The organism is uncultured Dysgonomonas sp. (assembly GCF_900079725.1).
Lineage (GTDB): Bacteria > Bacteroidota > Bacteroidia > Bacteroidales > Dysgonomonadaceae > Dysgonomonas.
The window spans coordinates 3,103,581-3,124,240 of sequence record NZ_LT599032.1 but is presented as its reverse complement, the minus strand read 5'-3'; the positions used below and the strand labels follow the sequence as shown (position 1 = coordinate 3,124,240).

At 39.4% G+C, this 20,660-nt stretch carries 20 protein-coding genes and 3 tRNA genes; 5 read left to right on the top strand and 18 right to left on the bottom strand.

Annotated features, from left to right (window positions below; genetic code table 11):
* Positions 1 to 82: 82 nt before the first annotated feature.
* From rpoB to QZL88_RS13075, 15 genes are all read right to left on the bottom strand, one after another.
* A complete protein-coding gene (rpoB, locus tag QZL88_RS13145) occupies positions 83 to 3,892 on the bottom strand; it encodes a DNA-directed RNA polymerase subunit beta (RefSeq protein ID WP_296941813.1) in 3,810 nt (1,269 codons plus the stop codon).
* Between the two features lie 101 nt (positions 3,893 to 3,993).
* On the bottom strand, positions 3,994 to 4,368 hold the full coding sequence (gene rplL, locus QZL88_RS13140; RefSeq protein WP_006800202.1) for a 50S ribosomal protein L7/L12: 375 nt from the start codon (positions 4,366 to 4,368) through the stop codon (positions 3,994 to 3,996).
* A 43-nt stretch (positions 4,369 to 4,411) separates the two neighbouring features.
* Entirely contained in the window at positions 4,412 to 4,924 is a 513-nt protein-coding gene (gene rplJ / locus QZL88_RS13135; protein ID WP_296941811.1) for a 50S ribosomal protein L10, read from the bottom strand.
* A gap of 20 nt (positions 4,925 to 4,944) precedes the next feature.
* Positions 4,945 to 5,640, bottom strand: a complete 696-nt coding sequence (rplA, locus tag QZL88_RS13130) for a 50S ribosomal protein L1 (RefSeq protein WP_006800204.1) — start codon at positions 5,638 to 5,640, stop codon at positions 4,945 to 4,947.
* Between the two features lie 18 nt (positions 5,641 to 5,658).
* Positions 5,659 to 6,102, bottom strand: coding sequence for a 50S ribosomal protein L11 (gene rplK, locus QZL88_RS13125; RefSeq protein WP_296941808.1), 444 nt, complete (start codon positions 6,100 to 6,102; stop codon positions 5,659 to 5,661).
* Between the two features lie 66 nt (positions 6,103 to 6,168).
* Positions 6,169 to 6,714, bottom strand: coding sequence for a transcription termination/antitermination protein NusG (gene nusG / locus QZL88_RS13120; RefSeq protein ID WP_006800206.1), 546 nt, complete (start codon positions 6,712 to 6,714; stop codon positions 6,169 to 6,171).
* Positions 6,715 to 6,729: 15 nt separating this feature from the next.
* Positions 6,730 to 6,918 carry a preprotein translocase subunit SecE gene (secE, locus tag QZL88_RS13115; RefSeq protein ID WP_006800207.1) on the bottom strand — a complete coding sequence of 63 codons (189 nt, stop codon included), beginning with the start codon at positions 6,916 to 6,918 and terminating at the stop codon, positions 6,730 to 6,732.
* 21 nt (positions 6,919 to 6,939) lie between these two features.
* Positions 6,940 to 7,011 (bottom strand) — tRNA-Trp (locus QZL88_RS13110).
* Positions 7,012 to 7,064: 53 nt separating this feature from the next.
* Positions 7,065 to 8,252, bottom strand: a complete 1,188-nt coding sequence (tuf, locus tag QZL88_RS13105) for an elongation factor Tu (RefSeq protein WP_194224447.1) — start codon at positions 8,250 to 8,252, stop codon at positions 7,065 to 7,067.
* 71 nt (positions 8,253 to 8,323) lie between these two features.
* Positions 8,324 to 8,395 (bottom strand) — tRNA-Thr (locus QZL88_RS13100).
* Positions 8,396 to 8,536: 141 nt separating this feature from the next.
* Positions 8,537 to 8,610, bottom strand: a tRNA-Thr gene (locus tag QZL88_RS13095).
* Positions 8,611 to 8,780: 170 nt separating this feature from the next.
* A complete protein-coding gene (raiA, locus tag QZL88_RS13090) occupies positions 8,781 to 9,080 on the bottom strand; it encodes a ribosome-associated translation inhibitor RaiA (RefSeq protein WP_291107043.1) in 300 nt (99 codons plus the stop codon).
* A gap of 19 nt (positions 9,081 to 9,099) precedes the next feature.
* Positions 9,100 to 9,987, bottom strand: coding sequence for a tyrosine-type recombinase/integrase (locus tag QZL88_RS13085; RefSeq protein ID WP_296941801.1), 888 nt, complete (start codon positions 9,985 to 9,987; stop codon positions 9,100 to 9,102).
* Between the two features lie 63 nt (positions 9,988 to 10,050).
* Positions 10,051 to 10,242: a 30S ribosomal protein S21 gene (gene rpsU, locus QZL88_RS13080; RefSeq protein WP_006800211.1), complete on the bottom strand. Its 192-nt coding sequence runs from the start codon at positions 10,240 to 10,242 to the stop codon at positions 10,051 to 10,053.
* 247 nt (positions 10,243 to 10,489) lie between these two features.
* Positions 10,490 to 10,942: a GNAT family N-acetyltransferase gene (locus QZL88_RS13075; RefSeq protein WP_296941799.1), complete on the bottom strand. Its 453-nt coding sequence runs from the start codon at positions 10,940 to 10,942 to the stop codon at positions 10,490 to 10,492.
* A 1,032-nt stretch (positions 10,943 to 11,974) separates the two neighbouring features.
* Between QZL88_RS13075 and QZL88_RS13070 the strand changes: the two genes are divergently transcribed.
* Positions 11,975 to 13,630, top strand: coding sequence for an AarF/UbiB family protein (locus tag QZL88_RS13070; protein WP_296941797.1), 1,656 nt, complete (start codon positions 11,975 to 11,977; stop codon positions 13,628 to 13,630).
* Between the two features lie 2 nt (positions 13,631 to 13,632).
* On the opposite strand, the gene QZL88_RS13065 is transcribed toward QZL88_RS13070, so the two are convergent.
* Positions 13,633 to 14,007 carry a DMT family protein gene (locus tag QZL88_RS13065; protein ID WP_006800214.1) on the bottom strand — a complete coding sequence of 125 codons (375 nt, stop codon included), beginning with the start codon at positions 14,005 to 14,007 and terminating at the stop codon, positions 13,633 to 13,635.
* A gap of 205 nt (positions 14,008 to 14,212) precedes the next feature.
* Here QZL88_RS13065 and QZL88_RS13060 point away from each other — a divergent pair, with 205 nt between their 5' ends.
* The 4 genes from QZL88_RS13060 to QZL88_RS13045 all read left to right on the top strand — a co-directional run bounded on the left by QZL88_RS13060 (position 14,213) and on the right by QZL88_RS13045 (position 17,728).
* Entirely contained in the window at positions 14,213 to 15,640 is a 1,428-nt protein-coding gene (locus QZL88_RS13060) for a tetratricopeptide repeat protein (protein WP_296941793.1), read from the top strand.
* Between the two features lie 449 nt (positions 15,641 to 16,089).
* Positions 16,090 to 16,533, top strand: a complete 444-nt coding sequence (locus QZL88_RS13055) for a DUF3836 domain-containing protein (RefSeq protein ID WP_296941789.1) — start codon at positions 16,090 to 16,092, stop codon at positions 16,531 to 16,533.
* 62 nt (positions 16,534 to 16,595) lie between these two features.
* The gene (locus QZL88_RS13050) at positions 16,596 to 17,045 is read left to right on the top strand and encodes a DUF3836 domain-containing protein (RefSeq protein WP_296941787.1); all 450 of its coding nucleotides are present in this window, start codon (positions 16,596 to 16,598) and stop codon (positions 17,043 to 17,045) included.
* A 239-nt stretch (positions 17,046 to 17,284) separates the two neighbouring features.
* Positions 17,285 to 17,728: a DUF3836 domain-containing protein gene (locus QZL88_RS13045; RefSeq protein WP_296941785.1), complete on the top strand. Its 444-nt coding sequence runs from the start codon at positions 17,285 to 17,287 to the stop codon at positions 17,726 to 17,728.
* Positions 17,729 to 17,800: 72 nt separating this feature from the next.
* On the opposite strand, the gene QZL88_RS13040 is transcribed toward QZL88_RS13045, so the two are convergent.
* On the bottom strand, positions 17,801 to 20,185 hold the full coding sequence (locus QZL88_RS13040; RefSeq protein ID WP_296941783.1) for a TonB-dependent receptor: 2,385 nt from the start codon (positions 20,183 to 20,185) through the stop codon (positions 17,801 to 17,803).
* Between the two features lie 58 nt (positions 20,186 to 20,243).
* Positions 20,244 to 20,600: a hypothetical protein gene (locus QZL88_RS13035; RefSeq protein WP_296941781.1), complete on the bottom strand. Its 357-nt coding sequence runs from the start codon at positions 20,598 to 20,600 to the stop codon at positions 20,244 to 20,246.
* Positions 20,601 to 20,660: the final 60 nt, after the last annotated feature.

Below are 20,660 nucleotides of genomic sequence, written 5' to 3'. Positions count from 1 at the left end.
GCTGTTGCTTATAGCCTTTTTGTTAGAGTATTTAGAGTCCGTTAGCTAACAACTGAGTCATCAGCTAACGGCTTTTTATAATTTAGTCAAGCGATACGCTTAATCCCAGACCACGCATTTCGTGAAGCAATACGTTCAAAGACTCAGGTATTCCCGGCTGTGGCATTGGCTCGCCTTTCACGATAGCTTCGTAAGCTTTAGAACGGCCGACAACGTCGTCAGACTTGATAGTCAGGATTTCTCTCAAGATGTAAGCCGCACCGAATGCTTCAAGTGCCCAAACCTCCATCTCTCCGAAACGCTGACCCCCGAATTGAGCTTTACCTCCAAGAGGCTGTTGCGTAATAAGAGAGTATGGTCCGATAGAACGGGCGTGCATCTTGTCTTCAACCATGTGACCCAGTTTTAGCATGTAGATAATACCTACAGTTGCATGCTGGTCGAAACGGTCTCCTGTACCACCATCGAATAAACGAACTTTACCATAACGAGGAACTCCGGCTTTGTCTGTCCATGCGTTCATATCGTCAAGGCTTGCTCCGTCGAAGATAGGAGTGGCAAATTTCACACCAAGCTCTCTTCCAGCCCAACCTAATACTGTCTCGAATATCTGACCAAGGTTCATACGCGAAGGCACCCCTAGTGGATTCAAGACAATATCAACCGGTGTTCCGTCCGGTAAGAATGGCATATCTTCCTGACGAACGATACGAGACACGATACCTTTATTACCGTGACGTCCCGCCATCTTATCCCCTACCTGTACTTTACGCTTTTTAGCCACATAAACTTTTGCGATCTGAACAATACCGGAAGGAAGTTCATCCCCGATAGTAAGGTCGAAACGTTTACGTTTCAGTTCAGCGTCAAGCTCTTTATATTTGCGCAGGAAGTTAACAATTACATCTTTTATCAATTCATTTTTGTGTTCATCTGCAGTCCAGTTGCTCACCTGTATTGACTCGTAATCGATATTGTCCAGTGCACTCTTCGTAAATTTAGAACCTTTGGCAATGATATCTACATTAAGATAGTCTTTTACACCCTGAGATGTTTTGCCATCGGTTAAGATCAATAGCTTGTCTACCAATACTGATTTTACTTTAGCTATTTTTTCTTCATACTCTTCATCCAGCTTAGGAAGCAAGGCTTTGCTCGAAAGTTTGGTCTTTCCTTTTTTCGACGCCTTAGAGAATAGGTTTGTACCTACAACAACTCCTTTCAGAGATGGGGACGCTTTCAAAGAAGCATCTTTTACATCACCTGCTTTGTCACCAAAGATGGCACGTAGAAGTTTCTCTTCAGGAGAAGGGTCAGATTCTCCTTTGGGAGTAATCTTACCTATCAGAATATCTCCCGGACTTACGCGGGCTCCGATACGGATGATACCTCTCTCGTCAAGGTCTTTTGTAGCTTCTTCACTTACGTTCGGAATATCGGAAGTCAATTCTTCTACACCACGCTTAGTATCGCGTACTTCGAGTACGAATTCTTCTACGTGTACAGAAGTAAATACATCTTCGCGTACGATACGCTCGTTTAGCACGATAGCATCCTCAAAGTTATATCCCTTCCATGGCATGAACGCCACTTTCAGGTTCTTTCCTATAGCTAGTTCTCCCTTTTCGGTAGAGTATCCTTCTGTCAGGATTTGTCCAAGAACAACTCTCTCTCCCTTGCGGCAAATAGGACGAAGGTCGATTGTTGTATTCTGGTTTGTTTTCCTGAATTTAGGGATATTATATGTTTTTACTGCGTCGTCGAAGTTCACAAAATCTTCGTCAGCAGTACGGTCATATTTGATTTTTATAGTACTTGCGTCCACATATACTACTTCTCCGGCACCTTCTGCAACGATCTGTGTACGTGAGTCGCGGATAAGCTGTCCTTCAATACCCGTACCTACGATAGGAGCTTCGGTACGCATCAATGGTACAGCCTGGCGCATCATGTTCGATCCCATCAGTGCACGGTTGGCATCGTCATGCTCAAGGAACGGAATCAAAGAAGCTGCGATAGATGCAATCTGAGTAGGAGATACGTCCATCAATTCAACTTCTTCCGGTGCAATAACCGGATAGTCGGCATCCTGACGAGCTTTCACACGTTTAAGGATAAACGTTCCATCGTCATTCAACGGAGCATTACCCTGTGCAATAAGTTTATCTTCTTCCTCTTCGGCAGCAAGATAAACAATACCGTTTGATGAAAGGTCTACTTTGCTGTCTGCGACTTTACGATATGGAGTTTCGATAAACCCTAAATCGTTGATCTTAGCATATACACAAAGAGATGAGATCAGACCGATATTCGGACCTTCAGGAGTCTCGATCGGACAAAGACGTCCGTAGTGAGTATAGTGAACGTCACGCACCTCGAAACCTGCTCTTTCGCGCGAAAGACCACCTGGTCCCAGTGCGGACATACGACGTTTGTGAGTGATTTCAGCCAATGGATTGGTTTGATCCATAAACTGAGACAGTGCATTCGTACCGAAGAATGTATTTACTACAGATGAGATTGTTTTCGCATTGATCAGATCGATCGGCGTAAAGACTTCATTGTCGCGTACATTCATTCTTTCACGAATGATACGTGCCATACGGTTAAGACCAACTCCAAACTGGTTGAAAAGTTGCTCACCAACAGTACGAACACGACGGTTGCTCAAGTGGTCGATATCATCGACGATAGCTTTTGAATTGATCAGTTCGATAAGGAACTTGATTATTTCAATAATATCTTCTTTCGTTAATACACGGATATCTGTACTTGTAGTCAAACCTAATTTCTTGTTCAGCCTGTAACGTCCTACTTCACCTAAGTCGTATCGTTTTTCAGAGAAGAACAAGTTATTAATGACCTCGCGAGCACTGGTATCGTCAGCCGGTTCAGCGCTACGAAGCTGTCTGTATATATGACGGACTGCATCTATTTCCGAGTTACTCGGGTCTTTTTGCAAGGTATTGTAGATAATGGCAAAATCAGAAATATTTTGCGTATCCTTATGCAATAAGATAGAAGCTATGTTCGAATCTATAATCAGATCAAGATGGTCTTTGTCCAGTACTGTTTCGCGTTCAAGAATAACTTCGTTACGCTCGATTGAAGTCACCTCACCGGTATCTTCATCCACAAAGTCTTCCATCCAGGTTCTCAATAGTCTGGCTGCAAGCTTGCGGCCAAGCACCTTCTTGATATTTTGTTTTGTAACTTTAACCTCTTCGGCCAGGTCGAAAATCTCAAGGATATCTCTATCACTTTCGAATCCGATAGCACGAAGCAGTGTAGTTACCGGTAATTTTTTCTTACGGTCGATGTATGCATACATGACATTGTTGATGTCGGTAGCAAACTCGATCCAAGAACCTTTGAACGGAATGATACGCGCCGAATAAAGCTTTGTACCATTTGCATGCATCGTTTGTCCGAAGAACACACCGGGTGAACGGTGCAACTGAGACACGACTACACGTTCTGCTCCGTTGATGACAAAGGTACCTTTCTCAGTCATATATGGAATCAGTCCCAGATATACATCCTGGATAACTGTATCAAAATCTTCGTGGTCTGGGTCTGTACAATAAAGTTTTAGCTTAGCTTTCAATGGAACACTATATGTCAATCCTCTGTCGATACACTCATCAATGGTATAGCGGGGAGGGTCGATGAAGTAGTCCAAAAACTCTAATACAAAGTTGTTTCGTGTATCGGCTATAGGAAAGTTTTCAGCAAAAACTTTGTATAGGCCTTCGTTTTTCCTTCTTTCAGGAGGGGTATCAAGTTGCAGAAAGTCGCGGAATGACTTTAACTGTACTTCAAGGAAATCCGGGTAAGGAAGCGGATTTTTGATTGAAGCGAAATTGACTCTTTGATTTGTTGTTGAAGACATGGATAACCTATTTTATTGAACTTATTACTTTTGACGCAAAAAGGTTAAGAACCTTCTTCGAGGAAGGTTCCTAACCAAATATCCTTTCTCAGGACTTATCTTTACTTAAGTTCAACTTCGGCTCCAGCTTCTTCTAATTGTTTTTTCAATGCGTCAGCTTCATCTTTAGTTACTCCTTTTTTAAGTTCACCAGGAGCACCATCTACTAGATCTTTAGCCTCTTTCAAACCAAGTCCTGTAAGTTCTTTTACAGCTTTAACAACTTGTAGTTTGTTAGCTCCTGCTGATTTCAAGATTACATCAAAAGATGTTTTTTCTTCTACTACTTCAGCAGCAGCAGCTGGTCCTGCAGCAACTGCAACAGCAGCAGCGGCTGGTTCAATACCATATTCAGTTTTTAGAATTTCAGCTAATTCGCTTACTTCTTTTACTGTCAAATTTACTAGTTGTTCTGCAATAGCTTTGATATCTGCCATTTTTGTATAAATTAAAATTGTTTATTATTCTTTTGTTTAAAATTTATCTCTTAGATAATGTTTCTAAGACGCCATGGATAGTATTTCCACCCGATTGAAGGGCCGAAATAACATTCTTGGCAGGGGATTGAAGGGCTGCAATAACATCGCCGATAAGTTCGTTTTTGCTCTTGATATTTTCCAGTGCGCTCAGATTTTCTGAACCGATATAGAAGCTTTCTTGAACATAAGCTGCCTTAAGCGAAGGTATTCCTTCTTTTTTATATTTAGCAATCAGCTTAGCCGGAGCATTAGCCGAATTAGAAAACATGATAGCAGTATTTCCTTTCAATGCAGCATCCAACTCAGCGTAATCACCTTCAAGGCTTTCCAGAGCTTTTTGCAACAGCGTATTCTTTACAACCATCAGTTTGATCTCCTGCTTAGCACATTCTCTTCTCAACTCGCTTGTTTTAGCAGAATTTAGAGAAGCAATGTCGGTAAGATAGAAATGATCGTATCCTTTGATTGTTGCTGCTATAGTTTCTATGATAGTGCTTTTATCTTCCTTTCTCATAATTTTCAGTCAATTTTTTATTAATTTTCTACTGATTTAGGGTCTATTTTTACACCCGGGCTCATAGTACTTGAAAGACAAACACTCTTCACATAAGTTCCTTTTGCTGCAGTTGGTTTCAATTTGATAAGCGTAGCAATAAATTCTTTCGCGTTATCTTTGATTTGCTCAGGAGTGAAAGATACTTTACCGATAGAAGCGTGAATGATACCAGCTTTGTCTACTTTAAAGTCAATCTTACCTGATTTAACCTCTGTCACAGCTTTTGCAACATCTACAGTTACAGTTCCGCTCTTAGGGTTAGGCATCAGACCACGAGGTCCTAAAACACGTCCCAGAGCACCAACTTTACCCATGATAGCAGGCTGAGTGATGATAACATCGATATCAGTCCAACCACCTTTTATTTTTTCGATATACTCGTCCAATCCAACATAGTCGGCACCTGCTTCTTTAGCAGCAGCCTCAGCGTCCGGAGAACATAATACCAAAACTCTAACTTGTTTTCCTGTTCCATGAGGAAGAGACACAACGCCTCTCACCATCTGGTTAGCTTTACGTGGGTCTACACCTAGGCGTACATCCAAATCGACAGAAGCGTCGAATTTAGTTGTAGTAACCTCTTTTACAAGAGCTGATGCTTCGGTTAATGTATATAGTTTCCCTGCTTCAATCTTGCTGAAAGCTAACTTTTGATTTTTAGTAAGTTTACCCATTTCTCAATTGAAGTTTAATTATTGAACATCAGGGAAAGCCCCTTTTACAGTAATACCCATACTTCTTGCTGTACCAGCAACCATTCTCATGGCTGATTCGATTGTAAAACAGTTAAGGTCGACCATCTTATCTTCAGCAATAGCTTTTACCTGATCCCAGGTAATTTCAGCTACTTTCTTACGATTTGGTTCTGCCGATCCGCTCTTCACCTTAGAAGCTTCCAATAGCTGGATTGCTACAGGTGGTTGTTTTACAACAAAATCGAAAGACTTGTCAACATAGTAAGTAATTACCACTGGTAATATTTTACCTGCCTTGTCTTGAGTTCTGGCATTAAATTGCTTACAGAAATCCATGATGTTGATACCTTTAGAACCTAGAGCAGGTCCTACAGGAGGAGATGGATTTGCTGCACCGCCTTTAATTTGTAATTTTAATTGTCCAGCAATTTCTTTAGCCATTTTTGTTTCTAATTTTTAGTTTTGTTAAAACTTAAGATTAAAGCATTCAGAGTTGCGTAACCAATCTTACTGCTCTTTTTCGACTTGCATGTAATTCAACTCGAGTGGAGTTTTCCGCCCGAATATCTTTACCATTACTTTCAGTTTCTTTTTCTCAGTGTTCACTTCTTCAATGATTCCCGAAAATCCTGAGAAAGGACCATTGGTCACTTTTACATTTTCTCCGACAATGTATTGAACATCCATGCCTACTTCCTGCTCATCCAGTTCGTCCATAGTACCCAGTATCCTGTTCACTTCGGACTGGCTCAAGGGCTGAGGGTTGGTTGTATTCGGTAAAAAACCGGCTACGTAATTTATGTTACGTAATTCATGGATAACTTCCCCTATGAGGGCAGCTTCGATCAAAATGTAGCCGGGAAGATAAGCTCTTTCTTTCAGAACCTTCTTTCCGTTACGCATGATATAAGTCTTCTCTGTAGGGATAAGAACTTGAGAGATATACTTTCCTAAGTCTGATTTCTTTATCTCAGCTTCAAGATACTCTTTGACTTTATTTTCTTTTCCACTAACGGCACGCAAAACATACCATTTCTTTTCGATTTCAGTCATAGCTTTTGATAAGGATTAAAGACTATAGAAAAACTTGACAATAGACTCGAATGCAGAATCGATACCCCAAACGATTAGTGCCATTATTATGGAAGCAATCATGACAATTACCGCACTGTTGGTCAGTTCTGCACGAGTAGGCCAAGAAACCTTGTATACAAGCTCGTTATAAGAATCTTTAATGTAATTAATTATTTTTTTCATCACTCTTCTTGAGTTTTTTAGCACGGGCGGAGAGATTCGAACTCCCGACATTTGGTTTTGGAGACCAACGCTCTACCACTGAACTACGCCCGTAAATTAAAGTCGGTTATATCGCAAACCGACTTTAGTATATAGATTGGAATTGCTTATGCAATAATTTCTGTAATCTGACCAGCACCTACTGTACGACCACCTTCGCGGATAGCGAAACGTAGACCTACGTTACAAGCAACTGGGTAGATAAGTTCTACGTTGATAGTCACGTTGTCACCAGGCATAACCATGTCTGTTCCTTCAGGAAGAGTGATTTCGCCAGTAACGTCAAGAGTACGCAGGTAGAACTGAGGACGATATTTGTTGTGGAATGGAGTGTGACGTCCACCTTCTTCTTTCTTAAGGATATAAACCTCAGCTTTGAAGTTAGTGTGAGGAGTAATCTTACCTGGGTGACAAATTACCATACCACGTTTGATTTCTTCTTTGTCGATACCACGAAGCAATAGACCTACGTTGTCACCAGCTTGTCCGTCGTCAAGGATCTTACGGAACATTTCTACTCCTGTAACAACTGATTTTTTAGCTTCTGCTCCAAGACCGATGATTTGAATTTCTTCACCAGTTTTGATTTTACCAGTTTCGATACGACCTGTTGCTACTGTACCACGACCTGTGATAGAGAACACGTCTTCAACCGGCATCAAGAATGGTTTGTCTACATCGCGTGGAGGAAGTGGAATCCAAGTATCCACAGCATTCATTAGTTCCATCACCTGGCTAACCCAAGGCTCAACACCGTTAAGTGCACCTAGAGCAGATCCGCGGATAACTGGAGTATTGTCGCCGTCGAACTCATAGAATGAAAGAAGTTCTCTCATTTCAAGTTCAACTAGTTCTAGCATTTCTTCGTCTTCAACGATATCGCATTTGTTCATGAAAACAACCAACTTAGGCACGTTTACCTGACGTGCAAGTAGGATGTGTTCGCGAGTTTGAGGCATCGGACCATCAGTAGCAGCAACTACGATGATAGCACCGTCCATCTGAGCAGCACCAGTAACCATGTTCTTTACGTAGTCGGCGTGTCCGGGACAGTCAACGTGAGCGTAGTGACGGTTAGCTGTTTCATATTCAACGTGAGAAGTGTTGATAGTAATACCACGTTCTTTTTCTTCAGGAGCGTTGTCGATTGAATCGAACGAACGAGCTTGAGAAAGACCTTTGTCAGCCAATACTTTAGTGATAGCAGCAGTCAAAGTAGTTTTACCGTGGTCAACGTGACCGATTGTACCGATATTTACGTGCGGTTTCGCCCGGTTAAAATGTTCTTTTGCCATAATTAATCTTCTATTATTTAGTTAAATGTATATATTTAATTCTATTGAATAAATTCACTAAAATAAACCAGAGCCCATGACGGGACTTGAACCCGTGACCTCTTCCTTACCAAGGAAGTGCTCTACCACTGAGCTACATTGGCATAAACAGTAAAGAACTTTCTCTTCAATTTACCTTATATCATTATAAGGAGTTGACCTTTTTATTGAAGAGAACCGGGAAGCTTTATCAATAAACTCTTAAGTTATTTCAAGTTTACAAGAACTTCTTTTTCTATACCTTGAGCCTCTTGTCGGATTCGAACCAACGACCCCGAGATTACAAATCACGTGCTCTGGCCAACTGAGCTAAAGAGGCATAACAACAAATTTTGCCGCCATTACGACTTTTAATAGCGAAACGGCGACAAAATTAGAAATTATTTTTTAGAATAACAATACTTTATGTATTTATTTTTCCCGAGTTCTTTCTTTTGGTACATATTCGTCTATCCGTTGAATAGAAAGCGGATCGATAAATGTTTGTTATTATTTGGCTTGCGTTTTCTCCTTTACTTTGAGTATCTGTTTTTCGAGGGCTTCTATATTTTGCATAACGGCCTCTTCGAATGAGTCGGCAGTCTTATTTGCAAAGAGCTCCCCGCTTTTTATATTTAATTTTACTGATGCTTCTTTATTGTTCGCAACTTCCGGTTTTACTACTTTAAGTATTACTTCAGCATCTACAATCAGGTCAGAAAATTTATCCAGTTTCGATAATTTCTTTTCTATAAACTCTTTTAATTGTGTGCTTGCATCAAAGTGCACTGACTGAATTGCAATGTTCATAATGTTTCCTCCTTTACTTTTAGGCTCTCGGATGAGCCTTGTTATAAATTTTCTTTAATTCTTCGAATGAAGTGTGTGTATATATTTCTGTAGCCGCAAGGCTTGAATGCCCTAATAATTCTTTTACCGCATTTATATCCGCTCCATTGTTTAGCATGCCGGTTGCAAATGAATGGCGAAGCACATGGGGACTCGTTTTTGAAAGAGTCGGTATTTGCTTCAGATTTTCCGTCACGATCCTGTGCACAAGCATTGGGTAGAGCTGCTGCCCATCATTCTTAACAAATAAGTAACCGGATAAGTTTCCCACTTCCCGATTCCTTGCATTCAGGTACCCTTCGAGTATCGTTTTCATCCCATCACTGAAAGGGATAAGGCGTTGTTTGTTGCGCTTGCCCGTCACCTGTATTGTTTCGGCACTGAAATCGACATCAATATCTTTCAGCCCGATCAACTCTGCCCGGCGAATACCTGTAACATAGAACAATTCGATCATTATATGATTACGGAGCGATTCGAATGTGTTGTCGAAGTTTGATTCCTCCAACACTTTCTCCATATCTCCATTGTTCACAAACGAAGGAATGGGCTTTGGTGTTTTGGGTCCGGTAATTTTCTTTACCGGGTTTGCCGGAACTTCGCCTATACGTAACAAATATTTGTAGAACGATTTAAGCGTACTCAACTTACGGTTTACTGACCGCGCAGCGATCTTTGCCTCCATAAGCGATACAATCCACATGCGGACAATGTCGCTGTCTACGCTTTTCACATCCACTTCCGGAAAATGTTCTTGCAGGAATCCTACAAACTGATGAAGATCTGTAGAATAAGAAATCTCCGTATGTAAAGAGAAGTTCTTTTCATAACGGAGATATCTGCTATATTTGTCAATTAGTAACATCATCTGTCCGAATTTGAATCCTGAATGACGAAGTTAATAATTTTATGCGGAAAAGACAATAGTATTTTATTCTTCCGAACGGTGCATTGCCTGAACGTATACAGCGTGCAATCTTTGCTCTCTTTTCACCACTGATGGCTTACGGAACTCCTGACGTCTTCTAAGTTCTTTTACTACACCTGTTTTTTCGTATTTTCTTTTAAATTTCTTCAAGGCTTTTTCAATATTTTCGCCTTCTTTTAATGGTACAATGATCATAATTGTCGTTTTATTTTTTATTTATTTTTTGTTTTGTTTAATGCAATTTAATTAGTGAGGCATGCTTTCCTCATTTGTTTTTATAATAGGCGGCTTTTGTATAACAATCTTCTGAACACTGCTCTGCAAGCAGCATCTGACTATAAACTAATTATGTTCTGTTCAAAAGATCATTAAACCTCCTTTCTATTTTCGGGCTGCAAATTTAGGGATAAAATATTAAATTCCAATATTTTTGGCAAGGATTTTATTGTTTCTTCATTTCTATATGCGGTATGCCGTCTTCGAGATACATCTCGCTTGTTTGCCTGAAACCGTGACTCTCGTAGAACTTTTTCAGATACAATTGCCCGGATATTGTGATCTTTGTTTCACCAAATACAGATTCCTCCAGTTCGATAGCCTTTTTCATCAGGTCTTTTCCATAACCGTATTTTCTGTATTCCTCTGCTACGATTACCCGCCCGATACTGGCCTCGTCGAAATAATCGCCTGCTTTGAATATGCGACAATAGGCAACCAGCTTATTATCAACATAACCATGCAGATGCAAAGCTTTTTGATCTTTGTAATCTACATCAAGGTAAGGGGCATCCTGCTCTACGACGAATATCTTGCACCGAAGATGTAGTATGTCATATAATTCGTTTATCATAAACTCATCGAAACGGTTTACTTTCCAAAGTATATCTTTTTTCATAGATTTTAATTTGGGTGCAAATATAATTCCTTTTTAGGGTAAACCCTCGAAATTTATTTTTTTTGAAATAGTTTATCTATATAGTAAGCTATTAACCTTTAGTTTAGCTGCTAGCTTGTAGTTCTTTGAAGTATTGATTGGCCCATCCATTAGCACCGCTTCGCTCTGCCGGTTTTAACTCCGTCGATTTGCAATTCAATTCTCCCCGAAGGGCAGGACTGTTAAGTTCTCTACTTTGTTCTGTTATTTTCTGCTGTCATCCTGAGTGGAACGAAGGATCTCGACCCTGAGAAACGAGATGTTTCACTCCGTTCAACATGACGCAGAGAGTATAAAAAATTAGAACTTAACAATCCTGCCTCATGGGAGGCTACAGAGAGGGTAAAAGCTAATTATTAATTGCTCTTTGTGTAAGCTTTACATACGCTTCGCCCCTGTGGCCGTTGGTTGTTACCTTTTGAAAAAAGATACAAGTAAACGAGATACAAGATACAAGTTGTTAACTGTTGACTGTTTACTGTAAAAGTTGTTACATGTGTTACCTTTTGTCTTTTATACGGGTCAGAGATTATCCCTTTGTTCTTTTGGATTTGTAATCCAAAAGTTATTAATAGCGGATTTAAAATCCGCGGTTATACAATCATCGGATTACAAATCCGATGAGACGATGGTAAAAGTCGACAGATAGAAAATAGAGAAAAAGGTGTAACCTTTGTTACCTTTTCGGAAGCTGTAGGGGCAATCCCTTGTGGTTGCCCGGTATTGGAAAAGGCAGGTACCCACAAGGGTACCCCTACGAAAAATAGCAAAAGGTGTTACATGTGTTACCTTTATTGAGTGGACAATTGAACATGACAAAACAAAAAAACGAAAAAAGTGTCAGATGTGTCAGATTTTAGCACTATACGGCTAAAGAATACAATTCCCTGTTTTCACATTTTTGACCTTATTCCTTTTTAAAAGAAACCGCTTTCTAAAAAATAACTTATTAACTTAGAGGCTGTATTCTCACCAGTCTAACTTTCTCTATTTATGGATAATATAAAAAAAATAAAAAGAACTGCGCAAGTAGCAGCCATCCTTTCAAAATACGGGTTCGAGACGCTTGTCACACAAACCGACATTAAAAAGCTGATCCCTGATGCATATATAGAGCATAGCGAAAAGCGAAAGGAGAGTTTTTCGCTTAGTATCTATGAACGGATAAGGATGGTACTGGAGGAATTAGGCCCGGCCTATATAAAATTGGGACAATTGATGAGTAACCGTGACGACCTGTTACCCGAAGAATTGACCATAGAGCTACAGAAACTACAAGATCAGGTACAGGTGAAAGATATAAACATATATGAAATATTAAAAGAAGAATTGTCTTTAGAACCCGACGATATATTTGAATTTATCGACTCCGACCCCATTGCCGCGGCATCGCTTTCGCAAGTATATACCGCAGTACTGAAAAAAGAACAGAAAAAAGTGGTGATCAAGGTAAAGAGAAAAGGAATCAGGGAGAAGATAGAGGCCGATATCCTTATAATGAAAGATCTGGCGCGCATCTTTGAAAAGTATTATGATGCCGCACGCAAAGTCGGTTTATACAATATTGTGTGTACATTCGAGAAATCCGTGATCGCCGAATTGTCTTTTACTCAGGAGTTGGCTAATATAGAAAAGTTCAGGAATAATTTTAAGGGAAACGACGCTATCTATATACCCTTTACTTATAAGGAACTTTCCAACAGCAATATCTTGTGTATGGAATTTATTGAGGGGATAAAAATATCGGACAAGGAGACAATTCTGCAGAGCGGACTGGATATGAAACTAATAGCCGAAACGGTTGTGGATTTATATCTGAAGCAAATTATCGACTATGGATTTTTTCATGCCGACCCTCATTCCGGAAATATCTTCGTTTTACCTACAGGGCAGATAGCCTTTATAGATTACGGTTCGGTTGGCAAGATGTTGCCGAAGGATAAAGAATATCTTGGCGATTTCGTCATATATGCTTTACGCAAAGATGTAAAACGGCTTATCAGGGTTATAAAGAAAGTCGCTGTAAAGTATAGTATAAAGAACGAGGCGCAGCTGGAACGGGATCTATATGAGCTGCTCTATATTATGGATAATGTTTCCGTAAAAGAATTAAATCTGGCGGAACTGGCAAAAACCGTTTCAAAACTGCTGAATGAGAACCAGACAATCCTGCCTGAATATATCTACCTGCTGGTAAGAGGAATTATTCTTCTCGAAGGTATTGGCCGCGAACTTGGCATAGAGACTAATATTATAGAAAATGTAAAGCCTTATGGCATAAAGCTGATGAAACAAAGGCTTACACCTAAGCACCTCACAAATAAAGTACTGGATAAGCTGTATGATATGGGCGACAGGCTCGAAGAATTGCCTGAAGATATCCACTCACTAGTACAGAAGGTGAATAATAATGAACTGGAGATTACGCACAAGCTACGAGGCCTTAACGATATACGGAATACAATCAGTCATCTGGTAGTGGCCATGATTATATCGGCATCGACAATCGGATCGGCCATACTGGTGCTGGCGGGTATGCCGCCCACTGCATGGGGAGTATCTATACTGGGATTTCTCGGGTTCGTTGTCTCCGGTATTATGGGTGTTGTGGTTGTGCTGTCTATCCTGCGTAATAAGAGATCGGATTGATTCTACTTCTTAAAAACAAGATATACCGCCGCAATAAGGAAGACAAAAGCCAGTATATGGTTCCATCTGAAAGTTTCGGTCTTAAACGCCAGTGTGCTGAAAAGAACGAAAACAGTAAGGGTAATAACTTCCTGTATAATTTTGAGCTGCATCAGAGAAAAAGGCCCTCCATTACCCTGGAAGCCCAAACGGTTTGCCGGAACCTGAAAACAGTATTCGAAAAATGCGATACCCCAACTGATAAGTATCACACCCAAAAGCGGGAGTGCGGCAAACCAAGAGTATTCTTTCATTTTCAGATGCCCGTACCAGGCGAAGGTCATAAATACATTAGATACGATCAACAATAATATAGTATATAAGCCGGCAAGATTCATAATTGTATAGCGTTAATATTTTGCGACGCAAAAGTAACTCAAATTTTGATAACAAAGATTACATATCTATTTATTATTTCGGCAATTAAAGTGATGAAAACAGGATATAGTTTCAGAACACGTTGTTAAATTCTATACATCACTTATAATATCTTATAATTTTAAATTCTTATCTTTGAAACCATTAATAATCAGTAGTCAATTTATGAAATCGGTATTTATTTATATAGTGCTTTCCTTCTGTTGCTTATCTGCTGCGTTTTCCCAAACATTGGCGGAAGCAAAAGATCTCTACCTGAAAGGGGAATACGCAAAGGCTCTGCCGGTATTCGAAACGGAATATGCGGCTAAGCCCAACGACGCTAATATTAACCACTGGTACGGAGTATGCCTGTTCGAAACAGGAGGCGACCGAGTACAGGCAGAAAAAAGCCTGTTACTTGCATCACAAAAAAGGATACAGGATTCGTTCTATTATCTGGGACAACTGTACACTGATGAGTTCAGGTTTACCGAAGCTACAGAAGCTTTCAATAAGTATGAATCTATGCTGAAAAAGAAAGATGATGATGCGCGTGCCCGCCTCGAAGAGAAGCGCAAAGAGATGTCGCGTCTGAACCGTGTGGTTTCCAACACTGAAGATATACAGATAATAGACAGTGTGGTAGTCGATAAAGCGAGCTTCCTGTCAGCCTACAAGCTGAGCCACAGTTCGGGACGCCTCGATTATTTTGATAAGGTTTTTACTTCCAACAAACGGGTAGAGTCTACTGTCTATTTTAACGAAAAGGAAACAAAAATATACTATGCGCAACCTGAGAAGAACGGTTCGTATACTTTATATTCAATGGAGAAATTATTGGACAAGTATGGCAATGAGAAGAAACTCTCGGCGACCAACTTCAACCTGACAGGCGACCTTAATTATCCTTATGTGATGGCCGACGGGGTTACTATTTATTTCGCAGCAAAGGATTACGACAGCCTGGGTGGATATGACCTGTTTGTTTCGCGATACAATATGAATAACGATACCTATCTTGCTCCCGAACGCCTGAATATGCCATTTAACTCACTTTACAATGATTATATGATGGTGGTGGATGAAGAGAAAGGGGTAGGATGGTTTGCCTCCGACAGGTTCCAACCCGAAGGCAGAGTATGTATCTATACCTTTATCCCGAACAAGACCGTGAAAATCGTAGAAAGCGAGGATGAAAAATATATGGCCGGCAGGGCTCGTATCACATCTATAAAAGATACATGGCTGAAAGGACAAAATTATTCGCAACTAATCGCTCTTGCCCGAAAAGCGCCTAAAGAGGAGGTCAAAGTAGTACGTGACTTTGAATTTGTAATCAATGACGAAAATACATATTACAAACTTGCCGACTTTAAAAATAAAACCGCTCGCGACACATATTTCCGGGTAGTACAGATGAAATCAGATTTGAGATCTATATCTGAAAAGCTGGATAACCTGAGAAGCGCTTACGGCAAATCTTCGCAGGAAGCAAGACGTACTATGACAACAGAAATCACCGACTTGGAAAAGAAACAGGAGCAATTGCAACGACAAATTCCCCCTTTGGAAGTACAAGCCCGCAATCAGGAAATACAGGGCTTGCAATGATAATGCAATCTGTATACTAATTTTAAAGAACCTTCGACATCCATTACAGGATGTTATAATCTATAAGAAATTATAATTCACACTGATCCAACCGATATTCAAAAGAACGGGAGGACGGAGTGTGTCTGCCCTTTTGATATATAATTAAAGAGAGATAAAGAATCTTTGAATATCATTATAACTCAAACACCAATTTGTATCAATATATTATCAGCCCATAAGAAGACTCCCCCCTATTTTTCACTGGCGATCTACCTAACATTTAAGCCCTGAACAAAAAATCAAAACACAACGATCTGTTTGTGAGTATTTTGTGAAATATTTTTCATTTTTCTAAAAAAAAGTGACCGAAAAGTTTTGTCAACTCAAAAATACATCTTAGATTTGCAGTGTACTAGTAATCTAATACACTAATAGAATAATAAACAAATAACTTAAAACATACAATTATGAAAGCAACAATCCTAACTTCAGTATTTGCAGTATTAGTTTCAACAATGAATCTTAATGCCAGAAATGTAACAACATACAGTAATGTAGAAAACGGAGAGTTTGGAGTGAAGAAAGAATATGTTTCTATCAATAAAGAAACTTCAAAGCCCGAAAGCAAAGAATACTACCACTACGACCAAAACGGCAATATCGTAGAAAAGACAGTAAGCGTATGGAATGAGAATACCGGATGGGAAAATGCAGCAACATATTCTTATCAATATGGAGACGCGAACAAGGTAGCCTATGTAGCATATACAAAATGGGACAAAAACAATGAACGATGGTCTGAAAAATCCGATATTACCGTTCATATATATAACGACAAAGACGAATTTCTGACTACAAAACAAATTCAGGTAGAGAATAAGACCGCTTACAACTTAATCTCTCAAAAATAAATATACAGCATAATATATCCAGATAACAATAGTAATTACAACAACCAATAAATAATACAACTATGAGAACAACTATTATAACTTCAGTATTCGCAGTATTAGTTTCAACAATGAACTTAAGTGCTAAAAATGTAATAACCTACAGCAATGTAGAAAATAATGAATCAGGTGTAAAGAAAGAATATGTTACCATAAACAAAGAAACTTCGAAACCCGAAAGCAAAGGGTGCTACCTTTATGACAGAAAGGGTAATATAACTGAAAAAACCGTAAGTGTATGGAACAATGAAACGGGATGGGTAAACACTGCTAAATATGAATACCAATACACAAGCGCAAACAAAGTATCAGGTTTGACTTACACCGAATGGAATAAAGAAACAAGCAACTGGGCAGGCAAATCATCTTTCATTGCCCACATATATGATGAAAATGATGAACTTCTCTCTTTAGAACAAATCAATATACAAAACAGGGCGAATAACGATAATAACTTCATTACCCAAAAATAAGTTAGGATTAAAACAACAACAATGTAAGGCTGCCTGAGAAGGTAGCCTTACTTATTTCCCTGACAGATAGAAAAACTGAATTGTATCAAAAATGGACACTTATGTAAAAAATATTTACAGTACAAAAAACAACCAATCATATAACATTTTATATATCAGCAATCTAAAGATTTTGGCACAGAATTGGTATATTATATTGTGAACAAGAGATACAAATTATAACTATAAAACATACAATTATGAAAACAACTATTTTAACTTCAGTATTCGCAGTATTAGTTTCAATAATGAATCTTAATGCCAAAGACGTAATAACTTACAGTAATATGGAAAATAATGAATTAGGCGTAAAGAAAGAATATGTTACGCTTGATGACAAAACTTCCATCCCTTTCAAGAAAACCTCTTACTTCTATGACGAAAAAGGCAGACTTCTGGAAAGAACAATACAAAAATGGAATGATAAAGGCGGATGGATAAACCTTGCTAAGTTTGAATACAGATATAACAAGTCTGACAAAGCGAGTGTTATAACCATCACGAAATGGAATAACAAGCAAAAAGACTGGGCTAATAAATCAAGCATTTACACATACATATATAATGATAGCAACGAGTTCCTATCAATAAAGCAAGAAACAGTAGATAACAAGATCAAAGACGAGCTACTTACTCAGAAATAAATCCTCTAGAAAATAAAAAATAAGGTTGCCAACAATTAGCAACCTTATTTTCATTTAAATATATACGATTGATTATAGTAAATTACCTATTTTAAATCCGAGAAACACAGTGCGAGGCAAACTTGGTCCGTAAATATAAGAAGGATCCCGGTCGATACCTTTATCAAAGTCTTTTTGATAAGAATTGAATATATTCTTCATGCCGGCAAACCATTCAACTGTCACACCACCTGTTATTCTCATATCGTAATGAAACTTAAGACCTGCGTCGAAAAATGTTTTTGACTTGCGCAGTTCCCCGGCATCACGGGCCTCTCCCTCCGGCAAATCAACTCCAAAATATGGAACCAACATCCTACCTGTATAATTACCTGTTGCAGACACACCAAAATTGCGTGCAAACTCCCAATCCACAGTAAAGAAACCATATGTATCCGGCGTTCTGAAAAAGTTCTTTTCTCCAAAGGTCTCCTCAGCTGTCTTATACTTACTGGATTGAATCGTAAATCCGGCACTCACACTCAGCTTATCCGATGGCATTACCTTCAGTTCCAGATTCAAACCTTGTACCGACGCCCCATCTTTTGAATTGATACGGGTATATATCACTGTACCATTCTCATCCGGTTCACCTATTTCATTCCTGAAGGGGTTATGCAATTTATTGTAAAAGCCTTCTATCAGGATATTGGTATTGATCCCTCCCAACTTTTTATTGAAATCGAAAGACAAAGTAAAACTGGAACTGTTTTCCTGTTTCAGGTCCGGATCATTCTTATTTATCACCTGACGCGAACCCGATGTCTCGATATGAAGATCCTCATCGAATATTTGCGGAGCACGGTAACCTCTCGAAAAACCGAGACGGGTTTGCAGATAATCTGTAAGGTCATACATTACACTTGCCCGAGGTACAAGCACAGTCCCCGATTTGTCACTATCTGTTTGTTTATCGTTGATAGAATAATGTTCTATACGTGCTCCGGCCAGAAACTTTGCTTTTCCTACCTTTATCTCATATTGAGCAAAAGCACCTGTAGTAGAAAGTGACTGGTCGGACACGATACGATTAGGAACATGCGTTGTTTCTATTTCACCGTCATCATTCACCTTGTATTCAGGATATCCCAGCTTCTTATCAGTCAGATGCGAACCTGTGTGTTCTACTCCTCCTATGAGAGTTGAAATATCATTTACCGAAGCCTTATATTGAGCACCTATATTAAATGTTTTATCTTTTGTATTACCATAGTCGCTTAACGATTGGTTAGCCCCATAGTATGAGTCTCTGTCCAGATATTGTCCCGAGGCAAATACAGTAAGCAGGTCACTCTCCCGCAGATATTGCTCATAGGTCAATGCCCCTGTCACCATATCATGCTTCACCGATTCCGAGATATCACGTTCATGATCAGGATAGTCCTGTTTATTCCCTCCTTTGCGCTGTTCACGGATATTAAAGAAGTCGAGGCTTATTTTGTTCCTGTATCCGGGACGATGAAATATACGGGTACCAATAACAGTGTTTTTCATTGGTGCTATTTCGGAAAAACTATCATCATTCGCATCAAACATTTTACGGTCACGCATATTGCCGAATACCGAAATTCCGGTCTTATGATCTTCTGTAACCAGAGTTGCATTCATTGTTGCATTATAATCGGCTGCCGGGCCATTAGAGCCACTTATACCTGTACCAATCAGAGAGGTATTAAATCCGGCTTCAAACGAATTCGTTTTCGGGTCTTTCAGTATCAGATTGATTGTTCCGGCAATAGCATTCGACCCATAAAGTACCGAGCCTCCGCCACGTACAACTTCTATACGTTCCAGCATATTAGCCGGAATCAGTTCCAAACCATAAACTCCGGCAAGCCCGCTAAATATAGGACGGCTGTTTATCAGTATCTGGGAATAAGGACCTTCCATGCCATTCATACGTATTTGGGAAAAGCCACAATTCTGACAGTCGTTTTCATAACGTAGCCCTGTGCAGTAATTCAAACCTTCTCCTAATACGACCGACTGAGTTGTTTCCAGCATCTTGGTACTGATAGTGTTTACTATCACAGGGGCTTCAGTCCTTTTTTGAGAAGTACGGCCTGCTGTAACAACAACTTCGTTAAGATTCAGTGCATCTTCTTCTATTTCAAAGTTCACCTCTATCGATTTCCCCCGCTTTAGTTCCACTTCTTTTTCCTGAGGCTTGAACCCGATACCTTCAGCAACCACCGTAAATGTTCCTTCGGGCAAGTTCTTCAACGTATAATGTCCGGTTGCATCTGTAGCAACCCCTATTGTTGTATTTTTAAGGATAATATTAATATACGAAATATGTTGCCCCGTCTTACTATTAACCACATGTCCGAAAATATTGGCGTCGGTACGCACCAGATTAGCCTGCATTACTCCTGCAGACAGTATTAGCATAAATAATACTATTATATGTTTTTTCATCTTTTATTTTTAAATTAATCAGTATCTGTAAAAGTAAAGTCTGGTTCCGGATGCCGGATTATAAAAAAGGAGGGGGACGCAGAAGAAAACATCCGCTATGATACTGAAAATGAAGTACAGCACTCGAATATGCAAGAAGTACGACCGGTTTAACAAAAGGAATACTTAAGTCGACAATAGATGCCGATAAGTCTATTACTTCAAATGCTGATAAATGCTGTATTAATTGTAATTCTGTTTTTGTATGCGTATGCGCCGGTTTACCATCACACCCTTTTTTATAGGGATGCGAATGGAGGATCATAGTATCATCAATCTTATGGATATGATGAAAGAAATTGATAGATCCCAGATATAATACGGTTACAATCAATAAACCAAACTTACTGACTGTTAACGAATAACTGTTACGCATTAATTTGCGGTATAATGATAAATAGCTTTTTAGTTGAGGTGCAAAGCTAAAAAAAACGGA